The 18,920-nt window shown below is 71.7% G+C and carries 14 protein-coding genes (1 of these 14 running past the window's edge); 7 read left to right on the top strand and 7 right to left on the bottom strand.

Translation table 11 applies throughout. The features are described 5' to 3' along the window. Nucleotides 1-778, top strand: the 3' end of a protein-coding gene (gene ptsP, locus OG210_RS28445; protein WP_328324427.1) for a phosphoenolpyruvate--protein phosphotransferase. It extends 893 nt beyond the left edge of the window; 778 of the gene's 1,671 nt are visible here — the last part of the coding sequence; its start codon lies off the left edge, out of view; the stop codon is at nucleotides 776-778. A 103-nt stretch (nucleotides 779-881) separates the two neighbouring features. On the opposite strand, the gene OG210_RS28440 is transcribed toward ptsP, so the two are convergent. Next, nucleotides 882-1,766, bottom strand: a complete 885-nt coding sequence (locus tag OG210_RS28440; RefSeq protein WP_328324429.1) for a hypothetical protein — start codon at nucleotides 1,764-1,766, stop codon at nucleotides 882-884. Nucleotides 1,767-1,788: 22 nt separating this feature from the next. Next, a complete protein-coding gene (locus OG210_RS28435) occupies nucleotides 1,789-3,063 on the bottom strand; it encodes an MFS transporter (RefSeq protein ID WP_371539345.1) in 1,275 nt (424 codons plus the stop codon). Nucleotides 3,064-3,108: 45 nt separating this feature from the next. Between OG210_RS28435 and OG210_RS28430 the strand changes: the two genes are divergently transcribed. Continuing rightward, nucleotides 3,109-4,428 (top strand): GntR family transcriptional regulator, encoded by a 1,320-nt coding sequence (locus tag OG210_RS28430; protein ID WP_371539342.1) that lies wholly within the window; start codon nucleotides 3,109-3,111, stop codon nucleotides 4,426-4,428. An 18-nt stretch (nucleotides 4,429-4,446) separates the two neighbouring features. On the opposite strand, the gene OG210_RS28425 is transcribed toward OG210_RS28430, so the two are convergent. Further along, complete coding sequence (locus OG210_RS28425; protein WP_371539339.1) at nucleotides 4,447-6,420, bottom strand: acetoacetate--CoA ligase; 1,974 nt, start codon at nucleotides 6,418-6,420, stop codon at nucleotides 4,447-4,449. Nucleotides 6,421-6,636: 216 nt separating this feature from the next. On the opposite strand from OG210_RS28425, the gene OG210_RS28420 reads away from it, so the two are divergent. Next, nucleotides 6,637-8,988 carry a glycoside hydrolase family 31 protein gene (locus OG210_RS28420; protein ID WP_371539336.1) on the top strand — a complete coding sequence of 784 codons (2,352 nt, stop codon included), beginning with the start codon at nucleotides 6,637-6,639 and terminating at the stop codon, nucleotides 8,986-8,988. Nucleotides 8,989-9,090: 102 nt separating this feature from the next. Here OG210_RS28420 and OG210_RS28415 read toward each other — a convergent pair whose 3' ends face one another. Next, nucleotides 9,091-9,654, bottom strand: a complete 564-nt coding sequence (locus OG210_RS28415) for an NUDIX domain-containing protein (protein ID WP_371539333.1) — start codon at nucleotides 9,652-9,654, stop codon at nucleotides 9,091-9,093. Nucleotides 9,655-9,717: 63 nt separating this feature from the next. Between OG210_RS28415 and OG210_RS28410 the strand changes: the two genes are divergently transcribed. After that, nucleotides 9,718-10,527 carry a M15 family metallopeptidase gene (locus tag OG210_RS28410; protein ID WP_328324441.1) on the top strand — a complete coding sequence of 270 codons (810 nt, stop codon included), beginning with the start codon at nucleotides 9,718-9,720 and terminating at the stop codon, nucleotides 10,525-10,527. Between the two features lie 100 nt (nucleotides 10,528-10,627). Here the strand turns inward: OG210_RS28410 and OG210_RS28405 are convergent, their stop codons facing one another. From OG210_RS28405 to OG210_RS28395, 3 genes are read right to left on the bottom strand one after another with little or no spacing between them, the layout of a single operon-like run. Continuing rightward, on the bottom strand, nucleotides 10,628-12,040 hold the full coding sequence (locus tag OG210_RS28405) for a hypothetical protein (protein ID WP_371539330.1): 1,413 nt from the start codon (nucleotides 12,038-12,040) through the stop codon (nucleotides 10,628-10,630). 57 nt (nucleotides 12,041-12,097) lie between these two features. Further along, on the bottom strand, nucleotides 12,098-16,333 hold the full coding sequence (locus OG210_RS28400) for a WD40 repeat domain-containing protein (protein WP_371539328.1): 4,236 nt from the start codon (nucleotides 16,331-16,333) through the stop codon (nucleotides 12,098-12,100). Further along, the gene (locus OG210_RS28395; protein ID WP_371539325.1) at nucleotides 16,330-16,689 is read right to left on the bottom strand and encodes a CU044_2847 family protein; all 360 of its coding nucleotides are present in this window, start codon (nucleotides 16,687-16,689) and stop codon (nucleotides 16,330-16,332) included. The genes OG210_RS28400 and OG210_RS28395 overlap by 4 nt, the downstream gene beginning before the upstream one ends. A 119-nt stretch (nucleotides 16,690-16,808) precedes the next feature. On the opposite strand from OG210_RS28395, the gene OG210_RS28390 reads away from it, so the two are divergent. The 3 genes from OG210_RS28390 to OG210_RS28380 all read left to right on the top strand — a co-directional run bounded on the left by OG210_RS28390 (nucleotide 16,809) and on the right by OG210_RS28380 (nucleotide 18,875). Then, on the top strand, nucleotides 16,809-17,156 hold the full coding sequence (locus OG210_RS28390) for a DUF962 domain-containing protein (RefSeq protein WP_328324449.1): 348 nt from the start codon (nucleotides 16,809-16,811) through the stop codon (nucleotides 17,154-17,156). A 67-nt stretch (nucleotides 17,157-17,223) separates the two neighbouring features. Continuing rightward, entirely contained in the window at nucleotides 17,224-17,688 is a 465-nt protein-coding gene (locus OG210_RS28385; RefSeq protein ID WP_371539321.1) for a Zn-ribbon domain-containing OB-fold protein, read from the top strand. After that, complete coding sequence (locus tag OG210_RS28380) at nucleotides 17,685-18,875, top strand: lipid-transfer protein (protein WP_328324453.1); 1,191 nt, start codon at nucleotides 17,685-17,687, stop codon at nucleotides 18,873-18,875. The genes OG210_RS28385 and OG210_RS28380 overlap by 4 nt, the downstream gene beginning before the upstream one ends. Nucleotides 18,876-18,920 lie beyond the last annotated feature (45 nt).

Below are 18,920 nucleotides of genomic sequence, written 5' to 3'. Positions count from 1 at the left end.
GAAGGCGCCGTCGGAGGCCAAGCAGGTCGAGGCGTACCGCTCGGTGCTCGAGGCGTTCCCGGAGAGCCGGGTGGTGGTGCGGGTGCTGGACGCCGGGGCCGACAAGCCGCTGGACTTCCTGACGCCGGCCGACGAGCCGAACCCAGCCCTCGGTGTGCGGGGACTGCGGTCGCTCCTCGATCACCCTGATGTGCTGCGCGCGCAGTTGACCGCGCTGGCCAGGGCAGTTGAGGGTCTGCCGGTGTATTTGGAGGTCATGGCGCCGATGGTGGCGGACCGGGCCGACGCCAGGGCGTTCGCCGACGCCTGCCGGGAGGCCGGGCTGCACGCGAAGTTCGGCGCGATGGTGGAGATCCCGTCCGCCGCGCTCCGGGCACGGTCCATCCTCCGCGAGGTCGAGTTCCTTTCGCTGGGCACCAACGACCTGGCGCAGTACACCTTCGCGGCGGACCGGCAGGTCGGTGCGGTGTCCCGGCTGCAGGATCCGTGGCAGCCCGCGCTGCTCGACCTGGTGTCGATGGCCGCCGATGCCGCGAAGGCCGAGGCCAAGAGCTGTGGTGTCTGTGGTGAGGCCGCCTCCGATCCGACGCTCGCATGTGTGCTGACCGGTCTCGGTGTGACCAGCCTTTCCATGGGTGCGGCTGCCATTCCCTATGTCCGTACGACGCTGGCGCAGCACACGCTCGCCCAGTGCGAGCGTGCGGCTGCCGCGGCGCGTGCCGCGGACTCGGCGGACGAAGCACGGCGGGCCGCCCAGGCGGTGCTGTCCGGCGAGTAGCCGTGCGCGGTTCCCGCGCCGGGCGGTGTCCGAGGGGCTTCCTGCCGTGTCCGGCCGGGAGCCCCTCGGGCGTCCGGTGGTCCGCCGCCTTCGCGGTTACGGGTCAGTGGTGCGGGTCGTCCTGGGGGATCGCGTATCCGGGGCAGTAGTCGACGCCCGGTTCCGGTGCCACTGGGTCGCCCGTGTCGGCGTCGGTGCAGTAGGCGCTGAACACCTCGCCCGCGGTGAGCGGTTGCAGTCGGCCGCGGTGGAGCCGCCAGCCGCGAACCCTGTCGTCCTGGCCCGGCAGCGTCGTACGGATGACGATTCCACCGGGGCTCTCCACCGCCATACCGGCGGCGAGCACGGTCACGAAAGCCATACCTTCCGCGCGGTCGAGCCGGGCCCGGGGGCCTTCGCCGCTCTCGGCGTGCAGGACGGCGAGGAGCGGTTCGTCCTCGGCGGGAATGCTGCAGACGAGATGGTGGACCCCGGGCCCCGCGCCGTCCAGCAGGCTCTTCAGTGCGCGGGAGGCCCGGTCGAAGGAGGTCGCGCCGATGTCCTGGCCGCAGCCGGCGCACTCCCCCGCCTCGGCCAGCACCATCGTCGCGTACTCCAGAGTGGCCCGGCACACCGCGGCGTTGATGAGGAGCGGGACCAGCCGGTCGATGGGCTGGCCGGTGTACGGGACGGTCGCCCCGTCCGCCGCGATGCCCGCGGTGAAGCGCGTCCGGCTGTCCGCCGAGTCCGGGTCGAGCCCGGTCGCCGTACAGAACTCCTCGTACTCCTCGGGGTCGAAGAGTGCGACCGTCGTGTGCACCTCCTCGGCGGTGAGGGCCCGCAGCAGGCCCTCGACCTGCTGGAGGTAGGCCGTGTGGTCGTCGAAGGTGAAGGTGCGGTAGCGCCGCATCACCGCGAAGTCCTGCTCGTCGGCCAGCAGGCCGACGGTGCTCGGTGCTTCGCGGCGCAGTGCGTGCCGCATGGATCCGGTCCGGTGTGTCTGCGCCATGACTCCCCCTGAGCGCGCTCGATCAGTGCTCACTCACAGTAACCGGGGGGACTGACAGTGCCGTTGCGGAGAGCCGCGAGCGGACCAGGCGGCTCTGGGCCGCGCAGGTCGCCACGACGCCGGCGGCGAGCAGGAGCCAGGCCGGCGGACCTGCGGCGATGACCGCGGTGACGAGCAGGGGGCCGCCGCTGCGCTGGGCGGACTGGGCGAGGCCGTGCACTCCGAGGTAGGCGCCCTGCGCCTCGTCGGCGGCGAGGGTAACCGAGAGTTCCCAGGAGGCCGTGGCGTGCAGCATCTCGGCGACGGTCAGCGCGATCGCGGCGAGGAGCAGCGCGGTGACGGCTGCCCAGGTGCCGCCGTGCGACGACGCGGTCATCGCGAGGCAGCCGACCGTGAAGGAGCCGGCGAGCGGCATCAGGAGGGTGCGGGCCGACTGCGGGGTGGAGGCGAACCGGCTGAGCGGTACCTGGCAGAAGACGACCATCACGCAGTTGAGGACCATCAGCAGGGGCGCCAGGCCGTGCGGGGCCGTGGTGGCGTGGACGATCCACAGCGGCATACCGACCTGCAGCACGGCATCGTCGAGGAAGAGCATCGTCTCGGTCGCCGTGAAGAGCAGGAACGTGCGGTCGCGCCAGGGGTTGAGCGGTGCGGCCGTGGGGGCCGGTTCCTGTGAACCCGTGACGACCCGGGAGGGCGCCTGCGGTTCGGCGCAGCGGAGGGTGAGGGCCGCGACCACGGCGTACGACACGGCGTTGCCGATGAGCAGGCCGTAGTAGGCGTGAGTGGTCCCGATGCCGAGAGTGATCGCCGCTGCGAGGCCGCCGATGGCCCAGCCCGCGTTGGAGACCGTGCGCTGGACCGCCTGGTAGCGGATGCGGTCCGCTCCGCCCACCCGGGCCGAGTAGAGCTTGGTGAGGACGTTGGACCCGCGGTCGCCGAGGCTGCCGACGGCGGAGCAGAGGAGCATCAGCGTGAAGTTGTGTGTGGTGAGCAGTGCGAGCAGGGCCAGTGCCTGCTGTACCTGGGAGGCCACCAGGACCCGGGTGAGGGGAAACCGGTCGGCGAGGTGGCCGGCGAGCGGTGCGCCCGCGATGCCGGCGGCCCCCGAGACCCCCATGAGGATGCCGACCTGGGCGACCGAGAGGCCGGCGACGAAGGTGAAGTAGAGCGCGGCGGCGCCCATCCAGAGCCCGGTGCCCACTTTGTTGATGAGGGCGATCCAGAGCATCCGGCGGCCGTCTTCGCCGCCCGGGATCCGTTCGTACAGTGCGGCTCGGCGCCGGCTCGGACTCACTGTTCCCCCTTGACCCAAGTTATGTACTGATACACACTTGATTACGTGGCAACACAATATGCGATCAGTGGTACGACAGCCAGGGAAATATCCGCTTCGGTCGAACAGGGCGTCGCCGAGGGCCTGTTGGGCCCGGCGGACGCCCTGCCTCCGGTGCGCAGGCTTGCCGAGGGGCTCGGAGTGAGCCCGGGCACGGTGGCGATGGCGTACCGGGAGCTGCGGCAGCGCGGCATCGTGGTCACGCGCGGCCGGGGCGGCACGGTGGTGGCGCAGGCCCCGGCCGTGGGCTCGCGGCGGCCGCCGAAGGTGCCGCCGGGGGTGCGTGACCTGGCGGGCGGGTATCCGGACCCGGCGCTGCTTCCCGTACTGCTGCCGCCCCCAAGGGTCGACCCGGTGCGGGGCTCGCACCGGGGTTCACCGCGGCTGCCCGCCCTGGAGGAGCTGGCGCGGGAGTGGTTCGCGCGGGACGGGGTGCCGCACGACCGGGTGACGTTCGCGCACGGGGCGCTCGACTGCATGGCCCGGCTGCTCTCGGTGGAGCTGAAACCGGGCGACACAGTCGCCGTGGAGGATCCGGGATTTCACCATCTCCTGGACCTCGTACCGGCATTGGGCCTGCGGATGGCTCCGGTCGCGGTGGACGACGACGGGATCCGCCCGGACGCCCTGCGCGCCGCGCTGCGCGCCGGTGCGCGCGCCGTGGTGTGCAGTCCTCGGGGGCAGAGTCCGGTCGGCGGCTGCTTCTCCGCGGAGCGCCGGGCGGCGCTCCTCGATGTGCTGGCGGGGTTTCCCGATGTGCTGGTCGTCGAGGACGACCACAACGCCGATGTCGCGGGCGCGGAGCCCTTCACCCTGGCTTCGGGCGGGCCGGCCCGCTGGGCGCAGGTGCGGACGGTGTCCAAGCATCTGGGGATCGATCTGCGCTGGGCCGCGGTGGCCTGTGACGCGACGACGCTGGCCCGCCACGACGGGCGGATGCTGCTGACGTCCGGCTGGGTCAGCCATCTGCTGCAGGAGACGGTCGCGCGGGCGATGTCCGACGAGTCGGTGCGCACACTGGTGGCGCGGGCCGGGCGTACGTACACGGAGCGCAGGGAAGCCCTGGTCGTACGGCTCGGGGAACGGGGGATCGCCGCGCACGGGGCGAGCGGGCTCAATGTCTGGGTGCCGGTGCGGGACGAGTCGGCGGTGGTCAACGGTATGCGGTCGCGCGGCTGGTGGATCGCGGCGGGGGCGCGGTTCCGTATCGCCACTCCCCCGGCCGTACGGATCACGATCGCCACCCTGACCGGCTCCGAGGCGGCGGCGCTGGCCTCGGACTTCGCGGATGTGCTGGGCGAGTCCGAGGCCACGTACGGGGGTTGACGGTCCGGGGCGCGGCCGTCAGCCGCGGTCGCGGGCCAGCTTCTCGTAGAAGTGCAGCAGTTCGAGGTTGTCCACCGAGCCCGGGTTGACCGCCTTGTCGAGCGCCGCGCCCTGGAGCAGCCGTTTGACCGGCACCTCGATGCGCTTGCCGGTGAGGGTGTGCGGGACCCCGGGGACCTCGATGATGTCGTCGGGGACGTGGCGCGGCGAGAGCTGCTCGCGGATCGTCTGCTTGATGCGCAGCCGCAGGCCGTCGTCGAGCCGGGTGCCCTGGGCGAGGTGGACGAAGAGCGGCATCCAGTAGCCGCCGTCGGGCTCCTCGACCCCGATGACCAGTGACTCCCGGATCTCGGGGAGCCGCTCGACCGCTTCGTAGATGTCGGCGGATCCCATCCGGACGCCCTGCCGGTTGAGGGTGGAGTCCGAGCGTCCGTGGATGATCACGGAGCCGTGGCCGGTGATCGTGATCCAGTCGCCGTGCCGCCAGACTCCCGGATACGTCTCGAAGTAACTGCTCAGGTAGCGGCTGCCGTCGGGGTCGTTCCAGAACCGGATCGGCATGGACGGCATGGGGTTGGTGACGACGAGTTCGCCGACCTCGTCGATGAGTGGCCTGCCCTGCGGGTCCCAGGCCTGGAGGTCGGTCCCGAGGCAGGCCGCCTGGAGTTCGCCGATATGGACCGGGAGAGTGGGCACGGCGCCCGCGAAGCAGCTGCACACATCCGTGCCGCCGCTGACCGAGGCGATCCAGAGGTCATCGCCCGCCGCTTCGTGGAGCCAGCGGAATCCGTCGGGCGGGAGCGGGGAGCCGGTCGTCGCCACGCACTTGACGCGCGAGAGGTCGTGGTCGCGAGCGGGTTGGACGCCCGCCTTCCGGCAGGCCATGACGTAGGCGGCGGAGGTGCCGAAGAGGGTTGCCCCGGTGGCTTCGGCGATGCGCCACTGCGCGTCGGTGCCGGGGAAGCCGGGGCTGCCGTCGTACAGGACGATCGTGGTGCCGGTGAGCAGGCCGGAGACGAGGAAGTTCCACATCATCCAGCCGGTGGAGGTGTACCAGAAGAAGCGGTCGCCAGGACCGAGGTCGCAGTGCAGGCCGAGCTGTTTGAGGTGCTCGGCCAGGATGCCGCCCTGGGACTGCACGATGGCCTTGGGGAGTCCGGTCGTACCCGAGGAGTAGAGCACCCAGAGCGGGTGGTCGAAGGGGACCTGCTCGAACACCGGCTCGGCGTCGCCGGAGGTGGCGGCGGACCAGTCGAGCGTGCCGTCCGGGGCCGGGGTGCCGAGCAGCGGTACGTGGATCACGGCGCGCAGGGTGGGCAGTTCGGCGCGGAGTTCGGCGACGGTGTCGCGCCGGTCATGGGACTTGCCGCCGTAGCGGTAGCCGTCGACGGCGAACAGGACGACCGGTTCGACCTGCTGGAAGCGGTCGAGGACGCTGCGGGCACCGAAGTCGGGGGCGCAGGAGGTCCAGACCGCGCCGACCGCGGCGGTGGCGAGCAGCGCGGTGACGGCCTGCGGGATGTTGGGCAGGTAGCCGCTGACGCGGTCGCCGGGGCGTACGCCCAGTGCGCGCAGTTCGGCGGCGAGCGCTCCTACCTGGCGGCGCAGTTCGGACCAGCTGACGGGCTGCGGATCCTGGCTCTCGTCGACGTACAGCAGGGCGGGTTCCTGTGCGCGGTCCGGTTCGGTGGCGGTCCGCAGGGCGTGTTCCGCGTAGTTGACGGTGGCTCCGGGGAACCACCGGGCGCCCGGCATGGAGCGGTCGGCGAGCACGCTCTCGTACGGGGTCGTGAAACGGATGCCGAACCAGTCGGCGACCGCCTCCCAGAAAGTGGCGAGCTCCTCGACCGACCAGCGGTGCAGTGCCGTGTACCCGCCGTCGGCGGGTGCGCCGTACCGCTCGGCGGCCCACGCCTGGAAGCGGGTGATCCTGGCACCGTCGATCCGTTCCTGGCTGGGCTGCCAGAGGGGCGCGGCGTTCGATGGGTTCATGGGGCGGCTCCCGGCTGTACGCGTGGTGTTGCGTGTGGGCAGCGCACGTGCGAGGGGTGTGCGCGTGACACGGCTGGCAGCGACGATGCCATGTGATCGTCCCGCGCACCAGGGCGGGCCGGCCTGCATCGGCATGGTGAACATCTGGTCAAGGGTGAGGTGAACGAGGGTTGAACGGCCCTCGCGTCCAGGGGCCGGGATGGCAGTGTGATCAGCATGGACGGTCGCGGCCTGGTTCGCTCGGTGAAGGCGTTCGGTTCGGCTCGGGGGCGGCTGGCCCTGCGCACCGCCGTGCGCAGACGGCGTACGGACGCGGCGGAGCTCGCGCCGCGCGGCCCCGAGCGGGCGCGGGTGCCCGGTGCGGTGACGGGTGTGGAGCACCGGCCGGGCGGCGGTGTCGTCCGGTTCGCCCGCTCGGAGCTGCTGGTACGGGTCGCGGTGGGCGGCGCGGTCTTCTGGGGGTGGGACGGCGCGGAGCCGACTCCCTCGTACGCACTGGCCGGCTGCCCGGACGCGGACCCCCGGGCCGTCCTCGAACCGGACAAGGACGGCGGGTGGCGGGTGGTCTCGGAGCGGGTGACCCTCACGGTGTCCCGGCTCGGGGCCGTCGAGATCCTGACTCCGGGCGGTGTGCGGATCCGTCGTGAACTGCCGCCGCGCTGGTGGGAGCCGGTGTCCGGCGGTGCGGCGCGCTGGGTGCAGCGGGCCGAGGTCCCGGCCGACGCGCGCTTCTTCGGGCTCGGCGGGCGGGCGTCGGGGCCCCGGCTGCGCGACGGCACGTACCAGCTGTGGAACACCGATCCGCGCGGTGGTTTCGGGCCCGGTGACGACCCGCTGTACATCACGATGCCGGTGCAGCTGGTGGTCGCCGACGCCGGGACGCATCTGGTCTTCCACGACAACACCCGGGAGGGCCGGGTGGTGCTGGCCGAGGGCCAGGAGGGCGCGGGGTCCGGGCATGACAGGCCGGGCTCCAGCGAGGTGCGCATGGGCGGCGGTCCGCTGCGGTGCTGGGTGGTGGCCGGCACCCCGGCGCGGGTTCTGCTGGGCTGGACGGCGCTGACCGGGCGGCCCGCGCTCCCGCCGTCCTGGGCGCTGGGGCCGCAGCACGCGCGGTGGGGTTTCGGCAGTGCGCGGGAGGTCCGCAGGGTCGTCGCCGGATACCGGGAGCACGGGCTGCCCCTGACGGCGCTGCATCTGGACATCGACCACTTCGACCGGCATCAGGTCTTCACCGTCGACAGCGAGCGGTTCCCCGATCTGCCGGGCCTCGCGGAAGAGCTCCGGAAGGACGGCGTACGGCTGGTCTCGATCGTCGATCCGGCGGTGCCGGCCGAGCCGGGCAACCGCCTGTACGAGGAGGGGCTGGCCGCTGACGCCTTCGTCGGGGACGCGCGGGGCGGGGCGGCGCGCGGGGTTGTCTGGCCGGGTGAGTGTGTCTACCCCGACTTCACGGCGCCGGAGGTACGTACTTGGTGGGGCGGCCTGTACGCGGAGCGGCTCGCGCAGGGCTTCGCCGGATTCTGGCACGACATGAACGAGCCCGCCTCGATCGTCCCGTTCGGCGATCCGACGCTGCCGCTGTCGTCACGGCACGCCCTGGAGGGCCGCGGGGGCGACCACCGGGAGGCCCACAACGTCTACGGCCTGACGATGGCGCGGGCCGGTTACGAGGGGCTGCGGGCGCTGCGCCCCGATGAGCGCCCTTTTCTGTTCTCGCGCTCCGGGTGGGCGGGGATGCAGCGGTACGGCGGGACCTGGTCGGGCGATGTGACGACGGGCTGGCCCGGGCTGCGGGCCTCGCTGTCGCTGGTGCTGGGTCTCGGGCTGTGCGGGGTGCCGTACTCGGGCCCCGACGTGGGCGGCTTCGACGGCAGCCCCTCCCCCGAGCTGTATCTGCGCTGGCTCCAACTAGCTTGCTATTTGCCGCTGTTGCGCACCCACTCGGCGATCCAGGCCGGGCGCAGGGAGCCGTGGGAGTTCGGCGCGGAGGCGCTGGAGCACGCGCGGGCGGCGCTGCTGGAACGGGAGCGGCTGCACCCGTACTTCGTGACGCTGGCGCACGTGTCCCGGCTGTCCGGCGCCCCGTATGCGCGGCCGGTCTGGTGGAGTTCGCCGGGAGACCGCGCTCTGCGGGACTGCGAGGACGCCTTCCTGCTCGGCGACAGCCTGCTGGTGGCACCGGTCCTCGACCCCGGCGCCGACCGGCGGGCGGTACAGCTGCCGCGGGGCCGGTGGTACGACACGGCGAACGGCACGGCCCACGAGGGGCCGGGGCAGGTGGTGCTGGACGCGCCGACGGCGCGCGTACCGGTGCTGGCGCGGGCCGGTTCGGTGATTCCGGTACGGGGTGAGGACGGCGGTACCGAACTGGAGGTCTGGGCGCCGGCCGCCGGGCGTACGGGGGGCGGGGTGGTCGTCCGGGACGCCGGTGACGGGTGGCAGGAGCCGGAGATCGAGCGCTACACCACGGCGCTGGAGGACGGTCGGGTGGTGGTCCGTCGGGTGGTGGCGGAGGGTGTGGTGGAGCCGGGGTGCCGGGTGCGGGTGCGGGGAATCGGGACGTAGGGGGGTGTCTCGGGTCGGGCGGGTCGGGCGGGTCGGGTCCCGCGTCCCGGGCCCTCATCAGCCCGACCGGGCCTGAACAGGTCCGGTCGGCTCAGCCCGGGTTCAGCTGAACCGTCCGGCGAACCAGTCCCGGACAACCGCGGTGTGCAGCGGGAAGCAGAGGTCCGCGGCGGCCCGCAGGATGTGCCGGCCGGTCGTCTCGTCGGTGGGCCCGGACGGCGGAAGGCCGGCCGCCTCGCGTTCCGGGAGCAGGCCGAAGAGCAGCAGATGACCGTCCGGCGAGCTGCGCGCGTCGGCCAGCCGTACGTCCTGCTGCCGGGCGGGGATGCCCGTCTCCTCGCGCAGTTCACGCACGACCGCGTGCTGCCACGTTTCGGTCCCGTCGATGAAGCCGCCAGGCAGGGCGGTCCCGCCGGCCTGCGGCTCGATGGCCCGGGTGATGACGACGAGTCCGGTGCCCCTCTCGTCCCGTACGGGCAGCAGTGCCACGGCGACCGGCAGCGGGTTGCGGTAGGCCGTGGTCCCGCAGGACGGGCAGGTGCGGGGCCATCCGGCGGCGGCGAACGGGGCGCCACAGCTCGAACAGTGGGAATCCCTGACAGGCTCGTGGGATTCTCCGAAAGGCTCGACGGAATCCCTGACAGGCTCGTCGGCAGGCTCATTCATGAACGCGGACTTTAGCCGATTGTGCTTCCCCTCCGGGCCGTTCACCTGATAGATGGAATGCCCATGACACGATTGACCTCCGCCGCACGGTCCCTGGCCGTGGCCGCCGCCGCCCTGCTGGCCCTCTCCTCCGTCACGCCCGCCGCCGGGGCCCAGCGAGAGCCGCGGGCGCCGGCGGACTTCGTCGCCCTGCGCTCCGTGGACCCGACGATCATCCAGGAGATGCGCTACCCGTACGAGCACAACTTCACGGGCGCACCGGTCGACGGCTACGACCAGCCCCTGTGCATCCTCACCCGCCCCGCCGCGCAGGCCCTGCACCGGGCCCAGACGAAGCTGCTGCGCCGGGGCTACTCGCTCAAGGTCTACGACTGCTACCGGCCGCAGCGTGCCGTCGACGGCTTCGTGCGCTGGGCCGAGGACCCGGACGCGCTGGCGATGAAGGCGGAGTTCTATCCGCGGGTCGACAAGTCGAGGCTCTTCGCGGACGGTTACATCGCGGAGAAGTCCGGCCACAGCCGGGGCAGCACCATGGATCTCACGCTGGTGAAACTCCCGGCCCTGCCGACCCGTCCGTACCGCCACGGGCAGCCGCTGGCTCCCTGTTACGCGCCGAAGGCGCAGCGCTTCCCGGACAACTCCATCGACATGGGGACCGGGTTCGACTGCTTCGACACCCTCGCCCACACCGACGACCCGCGGGTCAAGGGCGTCCAGCGCACCAACCGCGACATGCTGCGGTCCGCCCTCGGCGCCGTCGGCTTCGTCAACCTCCCTGAGGAGTGGTGGCACTTCACCTACCAGCCGGAGGTGTACCCCGACCGGTACTTCGACTTCCCTGTCGCGTGGCGCTCGGTGGCCGGGCACCACTGACACCGCCGGTCGCAGTCGGCGACGTATGAGGCGGACGAGGACCACGACCGCTGTTCCGTCGCGGGCGGTCGCCGATTCCACCGGGCTCGTGGCGGATTCGCTAGTCCGGACTCCAGATCGCCGGGGTATGACGCTTCCGGAAGCGCCGCTCGAAACCGGCGATGAACGTCGACGGTGCCACCGACGAGGAGGAGGGCTCCAGCACCCCGTCGTCGTCCACGTAGAAGATGGCGCGGCCGATCGCCATTCCACCTCGCGGCACGGGCACGAAGACCATCCAGCCGATGCTGAACCGGTCCGCTACCAGCTCGGACAGCGGATAGCCGGTGGTGTCCATGCCCTGGGCCTCGATGTACTGCCGCACCCGGAGGATGGCCTGCTCCTCGGGCAGCTCCTGTGGTGGCAGCGCGTTCGTCAGTCCGGCGGTCGAGAACTGGTAGAGGGCACTGTCGATGTCGCGGCGAGCGTCGTCACCGAAGACGTGCACCAGCGCGTCCCGGGTGACGACGCCCTGTTCAGCGACTGAGACCAACATCTGCGCCGCGCGCTGCTGGTGCCCGGTCGGCCGGTCCGCGGCCAGTTTCGCCACCATGTCGGACACGATGTCGGCGGTCCACACTCCGGGCACGGCCGTGGAGCACTGGTCGGCAGAAGGTGACTCACCCCGGTACCAGCGGTCTCCTTCCCACCAGTAGCAGAACGACAACAGGCCAGTACCGGAGCGCGGGTTCAGCACCGGATCGGCGACCCACTCCGGAGCACCCGCGAACAGGCCCGGCAGCGGTGCCCCGTCGTTGTACGCAGCGTCCAGGGAAGGTGCGCCCCACACCCCGCCGGACAGCACCGCCCGGTCACCGGGCAGCACATACAGGGTGCTGCCGGCGCGCCTCGAACTCTCGAACCAGCCGAGCGCCGGCAGGACCCTGGGACCCCAGTCCGATCCGACGGCGACGAACGCTGCCGAAATCGTCGCCCACCGCGCCCACATCAGCGGAAAGTCCGGGAACTCGTTCGTGGCGAGCTCCGACCAGACGTTGGCGGCTCGGTCCGCGTGTGCTGCCTCGGCGGCCTGCCGGGGGCTGCGCCTCTGCCGGTCGCCGTGACCGACGTAGGCGGCCAGCCAGACCGGAAGCCAGTCGCGGGGGTACTCGTTCAGGTCGGCCCGGTACGCCTCGGGCGGGAACAACTGTCCGTCGGGAAACGGCTCATCACCGTAGTCGTAGTCGACCTCGATCTCGCCGGACTCGGTCATGGACAGCAGCATCCGCCACCACGGTCCGTCGCCGAGACCCGCCGTCTGTTCGCGGTGTTCCCGGACGAGCGTGACCACCGGCGCCGACGGTTCGACCGGCGTGGACCCGTCGTCGTCCGAGAAGACAGCCCGCGCGAAGTCGACCGAGACGGTCATCGCGAACACCGCCTCCATGCCACGCCAGCCGGGCGGGCCGTCAGCCGCCAGCCGGCGAGCGATGCGGTGGGCCGTCTCCCGTGCCTGCTCTGCTGAATCAGTCATGCGCGCGCCCCGTCTGGAGTCGGTGCCGGAAGGGAGGAGTGGACACGGCGTACCGGGTCAGACACCGGGTACGGGGTGCGGACCGGGCGGTGAACGTCGAGGGTGCCGGGTGAAGACCGCCACATCACGCCCCATTCCCACGACAAGGTGCCCTTCTTCGCTGACGGCCACGGCATCGACCCTGTTCGCGATCACCTGTCCCACCGCCTCCCCTGTGTGCAGATCCCACACTTGCACTGCCTCGCCGTCTCCGGTCGTGACGGCGACGGGGGTGCCGTCGAGGTCGGCGCACTCCTCGATACGCAGCCGGCCGGCATCTCCGACGAGGGGGCGGCCGACCTGTTCGCCGGTGGTCAGGCTCCAGATGCGCGCAGCGCTGGAACTGTCGCAGGTGACAGCTACAGGCATCCCGCTGACGACGGTGCACGCCACGGAGGACGCCGTGTGGTCGGAGTCGTCGCTGAGCAGGATGTTGGACGTCAGGTCCCACACACGCGGCGGAGAACCAGCAGTCACCACGAAGGGCCTGCTGTCGATGCTGGTGCATGCGACCAGCCGGTCCGAGTGGGTGGAGCCGCCGCCGGGACCGATGAGCCGGACGACGAGCGTACGCGCGATGAGATCCCATACCCAGGCCGTGGTGTCGCCGCCAGTGGTGATGGCGACAGGACGGCCTCTCAGGGTTGTGCAGGCCACTCCCTTCGCCCAGGACGTGTGGCCGGTCATGGGTTCACCGATGGGGGTTCCGGAGGCGAGATCCCACAGCCGGACTGTCTTGTCGTGACCAGTGGTCACCGCGACGGGTCGGCCTTTGAGCGTCGTGCACGCCACTGCGAACACCGCGCCGTCATGTCCGAGGAGGGGCCGACCGATGGGCGCGCCCGAAGCGAGGTCCCACAGCCGGACCGACTCGTCCTGGCTGGTGGTAACGGCGACAGGGCGGCCGTCGAGACTCGTACACGCCGCTGCCGTCACTTGGTCCGTGTGTCCGGCGGGAGGTGCGTCGCCGGTGCTGCCGGCGGTCAAGTCCCATAGCCGGAGGGTGCGATCGCGGCCGGCGGTGACAGCGATGGGTTTCCCGTCGAGGCTGGTGCACGCCACGGCGTGCACCAGGTTCGTGTGGGCGAGAAGGGGCCGGCCGATGGGGGCACCTGAGGCCAGATCCCACAGCCGCACCGCCCCGTCGCTGTGGACAGTGACGACGACGGGGGCACCGCCGAGGTGTGCGCACGCCACGTCGCACACGGATTCAAGAGGCGCCGCCGAGTGGTAGTCGAGCGGGCCGCCGATCTGCGCGCCGGACGCCAGATCCCACACCAGCACCTTCCGGAGGTTGGCCGTGACGGCTACCTGACGCCCGTTGAGTTCGGTACATGCCAGGGCCATCAGGCCGCCGTAGCGGCGGATGTCGGGGTGCGGGCCGATGGGCGCGCCGGTGGCCAGATCCCACACCCGCACCGGGCGCTCGGAACTGGTGGCGGTGACGACGACGGGCACACCGTCGAGGGTGGTGCACACCAGCGCATGTGCCGGTCCGACTTCAGCGAGTGGGCGGCCGACGGGAGTGCCGGAAGCAAGCTCCCAACGCCAGAGGGTGCCGGCGGCGTCCTGGGTGACGGCGACCGGCATGCCGTCGACCATGGTGCAGGCCATCGCGTGAGTCGATGGCCGGATGTCCTTGGGGTGTGTGCGGGTGTGGCCGAGCGCGCTTCCCGAGGCGAGGTCCCACATGCGAATAGTCCGGTCCGAGCCGACGGTGACAGCGATGGGCGAGCCGTCCAGGCTGGTACAGACCACCTCTTGCACCCGGCCGGCGTGCCCGACGAGGGGCTGGCCGATGGGCGCACCAGCGGCGAGGTCCCACAACCGCAGTGTTCCGTCGTCACCGCCGGTCACGGCAGCACGTTTGCCTTGGAGCGTCGTGCACGCCACTGCGAACACGTCATCGGTATGCCCGGTGAGGGAGTCCCGCAGTGCCGGGGAGAAGTCGCTTCTTGTGGCCCACCGGGGGGCCCAACTGCCTTCCGGTATGCGGTCAGCCAGTTGCTGCTGCAGGGAGGTACTTCCTGCCCGGGCGGCATCGAGGGCGAGGATCTGGCGGCGTTGATCCGGTGTCGCGGTCGCGTGGAGGTTGACCGAGTTCCGATAGACCGCTGCGGTCCGTCGGGCGGAACCGGCCGAGGGCGCGTACAGGTGGCGGATCAGATTGCGTGGCGTGGCATGGACGAGGTAGCCGGCGTCAGTGATCAGGGGGTCCAGCTGTCCTGCGGCGGCCGCGTGACCGGCCAGGTGGTCCCGCGTGTACGCGTCGGCCTCGGCCCAGTTCCGCTCCCCGTCGCGTCCGCGGGGAACGGCATCCGTGAGCGCGGCCGTAATGGCTGCCTCGGGTGCGTGATGCTCACGCTCAAGTGTCTCGCGCAGGTGCTGGTCGAGCGCGTCGTGGAAGAGCCGGTACGCGTGCGGCCCCGATCCCTCGTTGACCCGCTCGACAAGGTGTTGTGCCGCGCTCCTGAAGACCTTTCCCAGGTCACGGGCCGGGCCGCCGCCGTCGTCGTCGTCGCCGTCGGAGGCGAGTGCGTCCGCCATGCGCAGCCAGGTGGCTCCGCGGGGAAGGCCGTCTCCCCGTGCGTACGCCAGGGCGGTGAGCAGGGTCTTGACGGTCTCGGTGTGGGGACGGCAGGTGCGGAGGTATCTGTCCATCGCCTGGCCGACGGTCTCGGGTAGTTCGGCCTCCCAGTCGGCGTCGTCCGGCCCCGACGCCTGCCCTCTGGGGTCCGTGAGCCAACCGGTGGTGAGCTGGGCGATCAGGAAGTTGAAGCGGGCCTTGCGGGCCACCTTCTCGCCGATGGCGCGCAGTTGGTCCGGCCCGTAGGCGCGGTACCGGGCCGAGTCCGCCTGCTCACTGGCCAGGCGGCGTGCGACATATTCGGCGACATCGGGGCGGTGCAGGTATCGGCTGTCCTCCAGGTCGATACGGGGAGTGCTGCGGCCGAAGGCGGTCAGGATCTCCTGCCGGCTGGCACCGGCGGGCGTGGTGCGTACCGCGGCGAGTACGCGGACCCGGCCGGTGTTGGTCAGTTGCCGCAGCAGGGCCGCTATCTCCACGGCCTCGTCCTGGCCGGCCGCCTCCTCCACCGCGTCCGCCAGTACCGTGAACCGTTTGCCGTCCGGGAACTCGGGTACCGCTGCCACCAGTTCGTCGGAATCACTCGCGGTGACGTCGAGCGCACGGGCCAGCTGCGCCGTCATCTCGTCGCAGGTGCGCCCCTTCAAGTAGATCGCCACGTCGAAGGCCCCGGTCGGCGGGCACGGGCCTGCTGTGGGTACCGTCCGGGACAGAAGCGGGTCGGACGCGACCAACGAGTGTGCAAGCAAGGCCGATTTGCCGCTGCCCGGGCCACCTGTCACGAGCAGCATCGAGTGCTCGCCGATGGCCGGATCCGTGCCCTCCAGCCAGTCGCGGATGTAACGGCGGGCCTCGGTACGGCCGGTGAAGAACCACTCCTTCGTGCGGGAATCCGGCTCGGAACCGCGCGCCCGGGGACGCCAGTGCGTCCGGTAGCTCCCCTCCAGGTCCAGCCGCCAGCGGCAGTTGCTCCGCACCTCGGGCCAGAGCCCGCGCAGGTAGGACATGGGGATCATGTGTCCCGTACGGTGATCGTCGCGTATCACGACGATGCCGACCACGGCCTGCCTGCTCTTGTCGAACACGGGCGCGCCGGAGAAGCCCACCTCGATCGGCCAGCCGGCAGCGCCTTCCGGGTCCAGCTGGACCCATGGCCCCTCCTCGCCGCTGGCCCCTCGCAGCACGCCGGTCACCTGCCGCGCCGCCGGACTGCCGTGCGGAAAGCCGTGCACGGAGAACGGGTGATCGCTCAACCCGGGAGGGCACGCCAGCGGAGCCGGAGTGTAGGCGACTCCTGTCTTCTGTTCCGGCTCGGGTTCCAGATCCGGTGTCAGAGCCAGTTCCGACTCCAGCTCCAGTAACGCCGCGTCGCCGGAGCCGTCCGCCGCGATCGGCACCCAGCCCACCACTGTGGCCCGCATCCGGGTACCCGCGGATCCGGTCCTGCCAGCGAACGGGAACTCGACCACGACCACCTCGGCAGGCGCTGCCGGGCTCCGGCCTGGTTCGGGCTCTTCCCGGCCGAACTGCTTGTCCAGGACATGGGCGCAGGTCACCACATGCCGGGTCCCGACCAGTACGCCGGCTCCCGCCGCGCCGTCGCCGTGCGCACGAGGGAACCGGACCAGCCACGACGGACGTTGCACCAGCAGGCCCGGGCTCGTCATGCGCGGGTGTCCGGGCCCTGCGTCCCTGCGGTGTTCCGCCAGACCACCTTCACGTTCAGATGCGCGTTGGTGCCCCCGGAAACCAGCTTGGCGCCGAACTTCCCGTCGACCGCCACCCCGAAGGTCACCTCTACCTCGTCCGGCGGCGGGTCGATCGCGCGCAGCTGAACCAACGCCCCCTCGGCAGCGGACCGCACGCCCGCCAGGGCACCCTGCCAGGTATCGGCCGCCGCCCGGGCGATCCGGTCACCGGCGCCGGCCCGGACCATTCCCCTGCCGCCGTCGCCATGTGCCTCGTCAGGGACTTCGACGTAGACCCGTCCGTCCTGACCTGCCGCAAACTCCACTACCGTCACGCGCGTGCACCTCCGTGGCCAAGTGTTCCATCCGATGCGGGGGCAGGGGGAGCTATCGAGACACCCGGGTCTCCACCGGCCCCTCGTTCCCCGCCACATCCCGGGGCTACCGTCTCCCCATGACGCAGCAGACATGTGATTCGTACGAGGAGTTCTGGCCCTACTACGTCGCGATGCACTCGCGGGCGGCGACCCGGTGGGTGCATCTGACCGGCACGCTCACCGGGCTCGCGCTGAGCGCCTACGGGCTGGCGCGCGGCCGGAAGCGGTACGCGGCGGCGCTGCCGCTCATCGGGTACGGGACCGCCTGGCCCGCGCACTTCCTCATCGAGGGGAACAACCCGGCCTCGTTCGGCCACCCCGTCTGGTCGCTCCGGGGGGACGTGCGGATGATCCGGACGATGCTGGCGGGCCGCGACCACGAACTGGCTGCCACAGCCGCCAAGTGGCTCGCGGAGAACAGCTGACCCATGGCACACTAGCAATTCTGACGTTCCGTCAGATTGCTGTCGGACGCTGACGCCGGGAGGGGTTTTGACGCGCACGCGCACACCCGTGGTGGCCGGATGGTTCACGGCCGATGCCGGGGAGGACGACTTCCGGCTGCTGGGCACCCGTTGCTCGGCCTGTTCCGCCGTCTTCTTCCCGCGCGAGGACACCTTCTGCCGCAATCCCGGCTGTCAGGGCGGGGAGCTGGCGGAGGTGCCGCTCTCCAAGCGGGGCCGCGTCTGGTCGTACACCGACGGCCGGTACCGGCCACCCGCGCCGTACGTCTCGGATCCCGGCGTGGAGTGGGAGCCGTACACCCTGGTCGCCGTCGAGCTCGAAGCGGAGGGCATGGTCGTGCTCGGGCAGGCCGCGCCGGGCGTGACACTCGCGGATCTGGCGGTCGGCGACGTGGTCGAAGCCGTACCCGGCGTGCTCAACGAGGACACGGACACCACCTGGACCACCTGGCACTGGCGGCCGGTGCCGACGGCACCGGAGGCGCACTCATGACCGGCGACATAGCGGTCCTGGGGGCCGGGATGCACGCGTGGGGCAAGTGGGGGCGGAGCTTCGTCGAGTACGGGACGGCGGCGGCCCGTACCGCGCTGGCGGACGCCGGGATCGGCTGGCAGGACGTGCAGTCGGTGGTCGGCGCCGACACGGTGCGCTGCGGCTATCCCGGGTACGTGGCGGGGGCGACCTTCGCGCGGGCGCTCGGGTGGCAGGGAGCGCGTGTCACCAGCGTGTACGCGGCCTGCGCCTCCGGGGCGCAGGCCATCAGCACGGCCAGGGCCCAGATCCTCGCCGGAATGGCGGACGTGGCGCTGGTGGTCGGCGCGGACTCCGCCCCGAAGGGGTTCTTCGCCCCCGCGGGCGGCGAGCGGCCCGACGACCCCGACTGGCTGCGGTTCCGGGTACTGGGAGCCACCAACCCGGCGTACTTCGCGCTGTACGCCCGCCGCCGGATGGCCCTGCACGGCGACACCCTCGAAGACTTCGCACGGGTGAAGGTGAAGAACGCGGCGGCGGGCGTGCTCAACCCCAGCGCCCGCTACCGCAAGCCGGTCAGCCTCGACGACGTGGCCGCGTCCCCGGTGGTCGCCGACCCGCTGCGGCTGCTCGACATCTGTGCGACCTCCGACGGCGCGGCCGCTCTCGTACTCACCAGCATGGCGTTCGCGCGCCGGCACGGGGTGGCCGACCCGGTCCGTATCCGTGCGGTGTCCACCGTCACCCCGACCTACCCGAGGACCGTCCTCGATCTGCCGGACATCGCCACCGACTCGTCCACCGCCGCGGCGGCCCCCGCGGAGACCTTCCGCGCCTCCATCGCGCGAGCGGCGTACGAGGAGGCGGGGACGGGCCCCGAGGACCTCTCGCTGGCCGAGGTCTACGACCTGTCGACCGCACTGGAGCTGGAGTGGTACGAGGACATCGGGCTCTGCGCGCCGGGTGAGGGCGCGAAGCTCGTACGGGAGGGTGCCACCGCGCTCGGCGGGCGTGTGCCGGTCAACACCAGCGGTGGTCTGGCCTCGTTCGGTGAGGCGGTGCCCGCCCAGGCCATCGCGCAGGTCTGCGAAGTGACCTGGCAGCTGCGCGGCCGGGCCGGCGCGCGTCAGGTACCGGGGGCGCGCGCCGCGATCACCGCCAACCAGGGGCTGTTCGGGCACGGGTCGTCGGTGATCGCCGTCCGCTGAGCGGCCGTGGAGCTGGACCGGGGAGAGAGGGCCCGGGCCCGGGTC

Origin of the sequence: Streptomyces sp. NBC_00466 (assembly GCF_041433995.1) — a bacterium.
Taxonomy (GTDB): Bacteria; Actinomycetota; Actinomycetes; order Streptomycetales; family Streptomycetaceae; genus Streptomyces.
The sequence above is the reverse complement of the archived record's forward strand: the minus strand, read 5'-3'. Positions and strand labels throughout refer to the sequence as shown.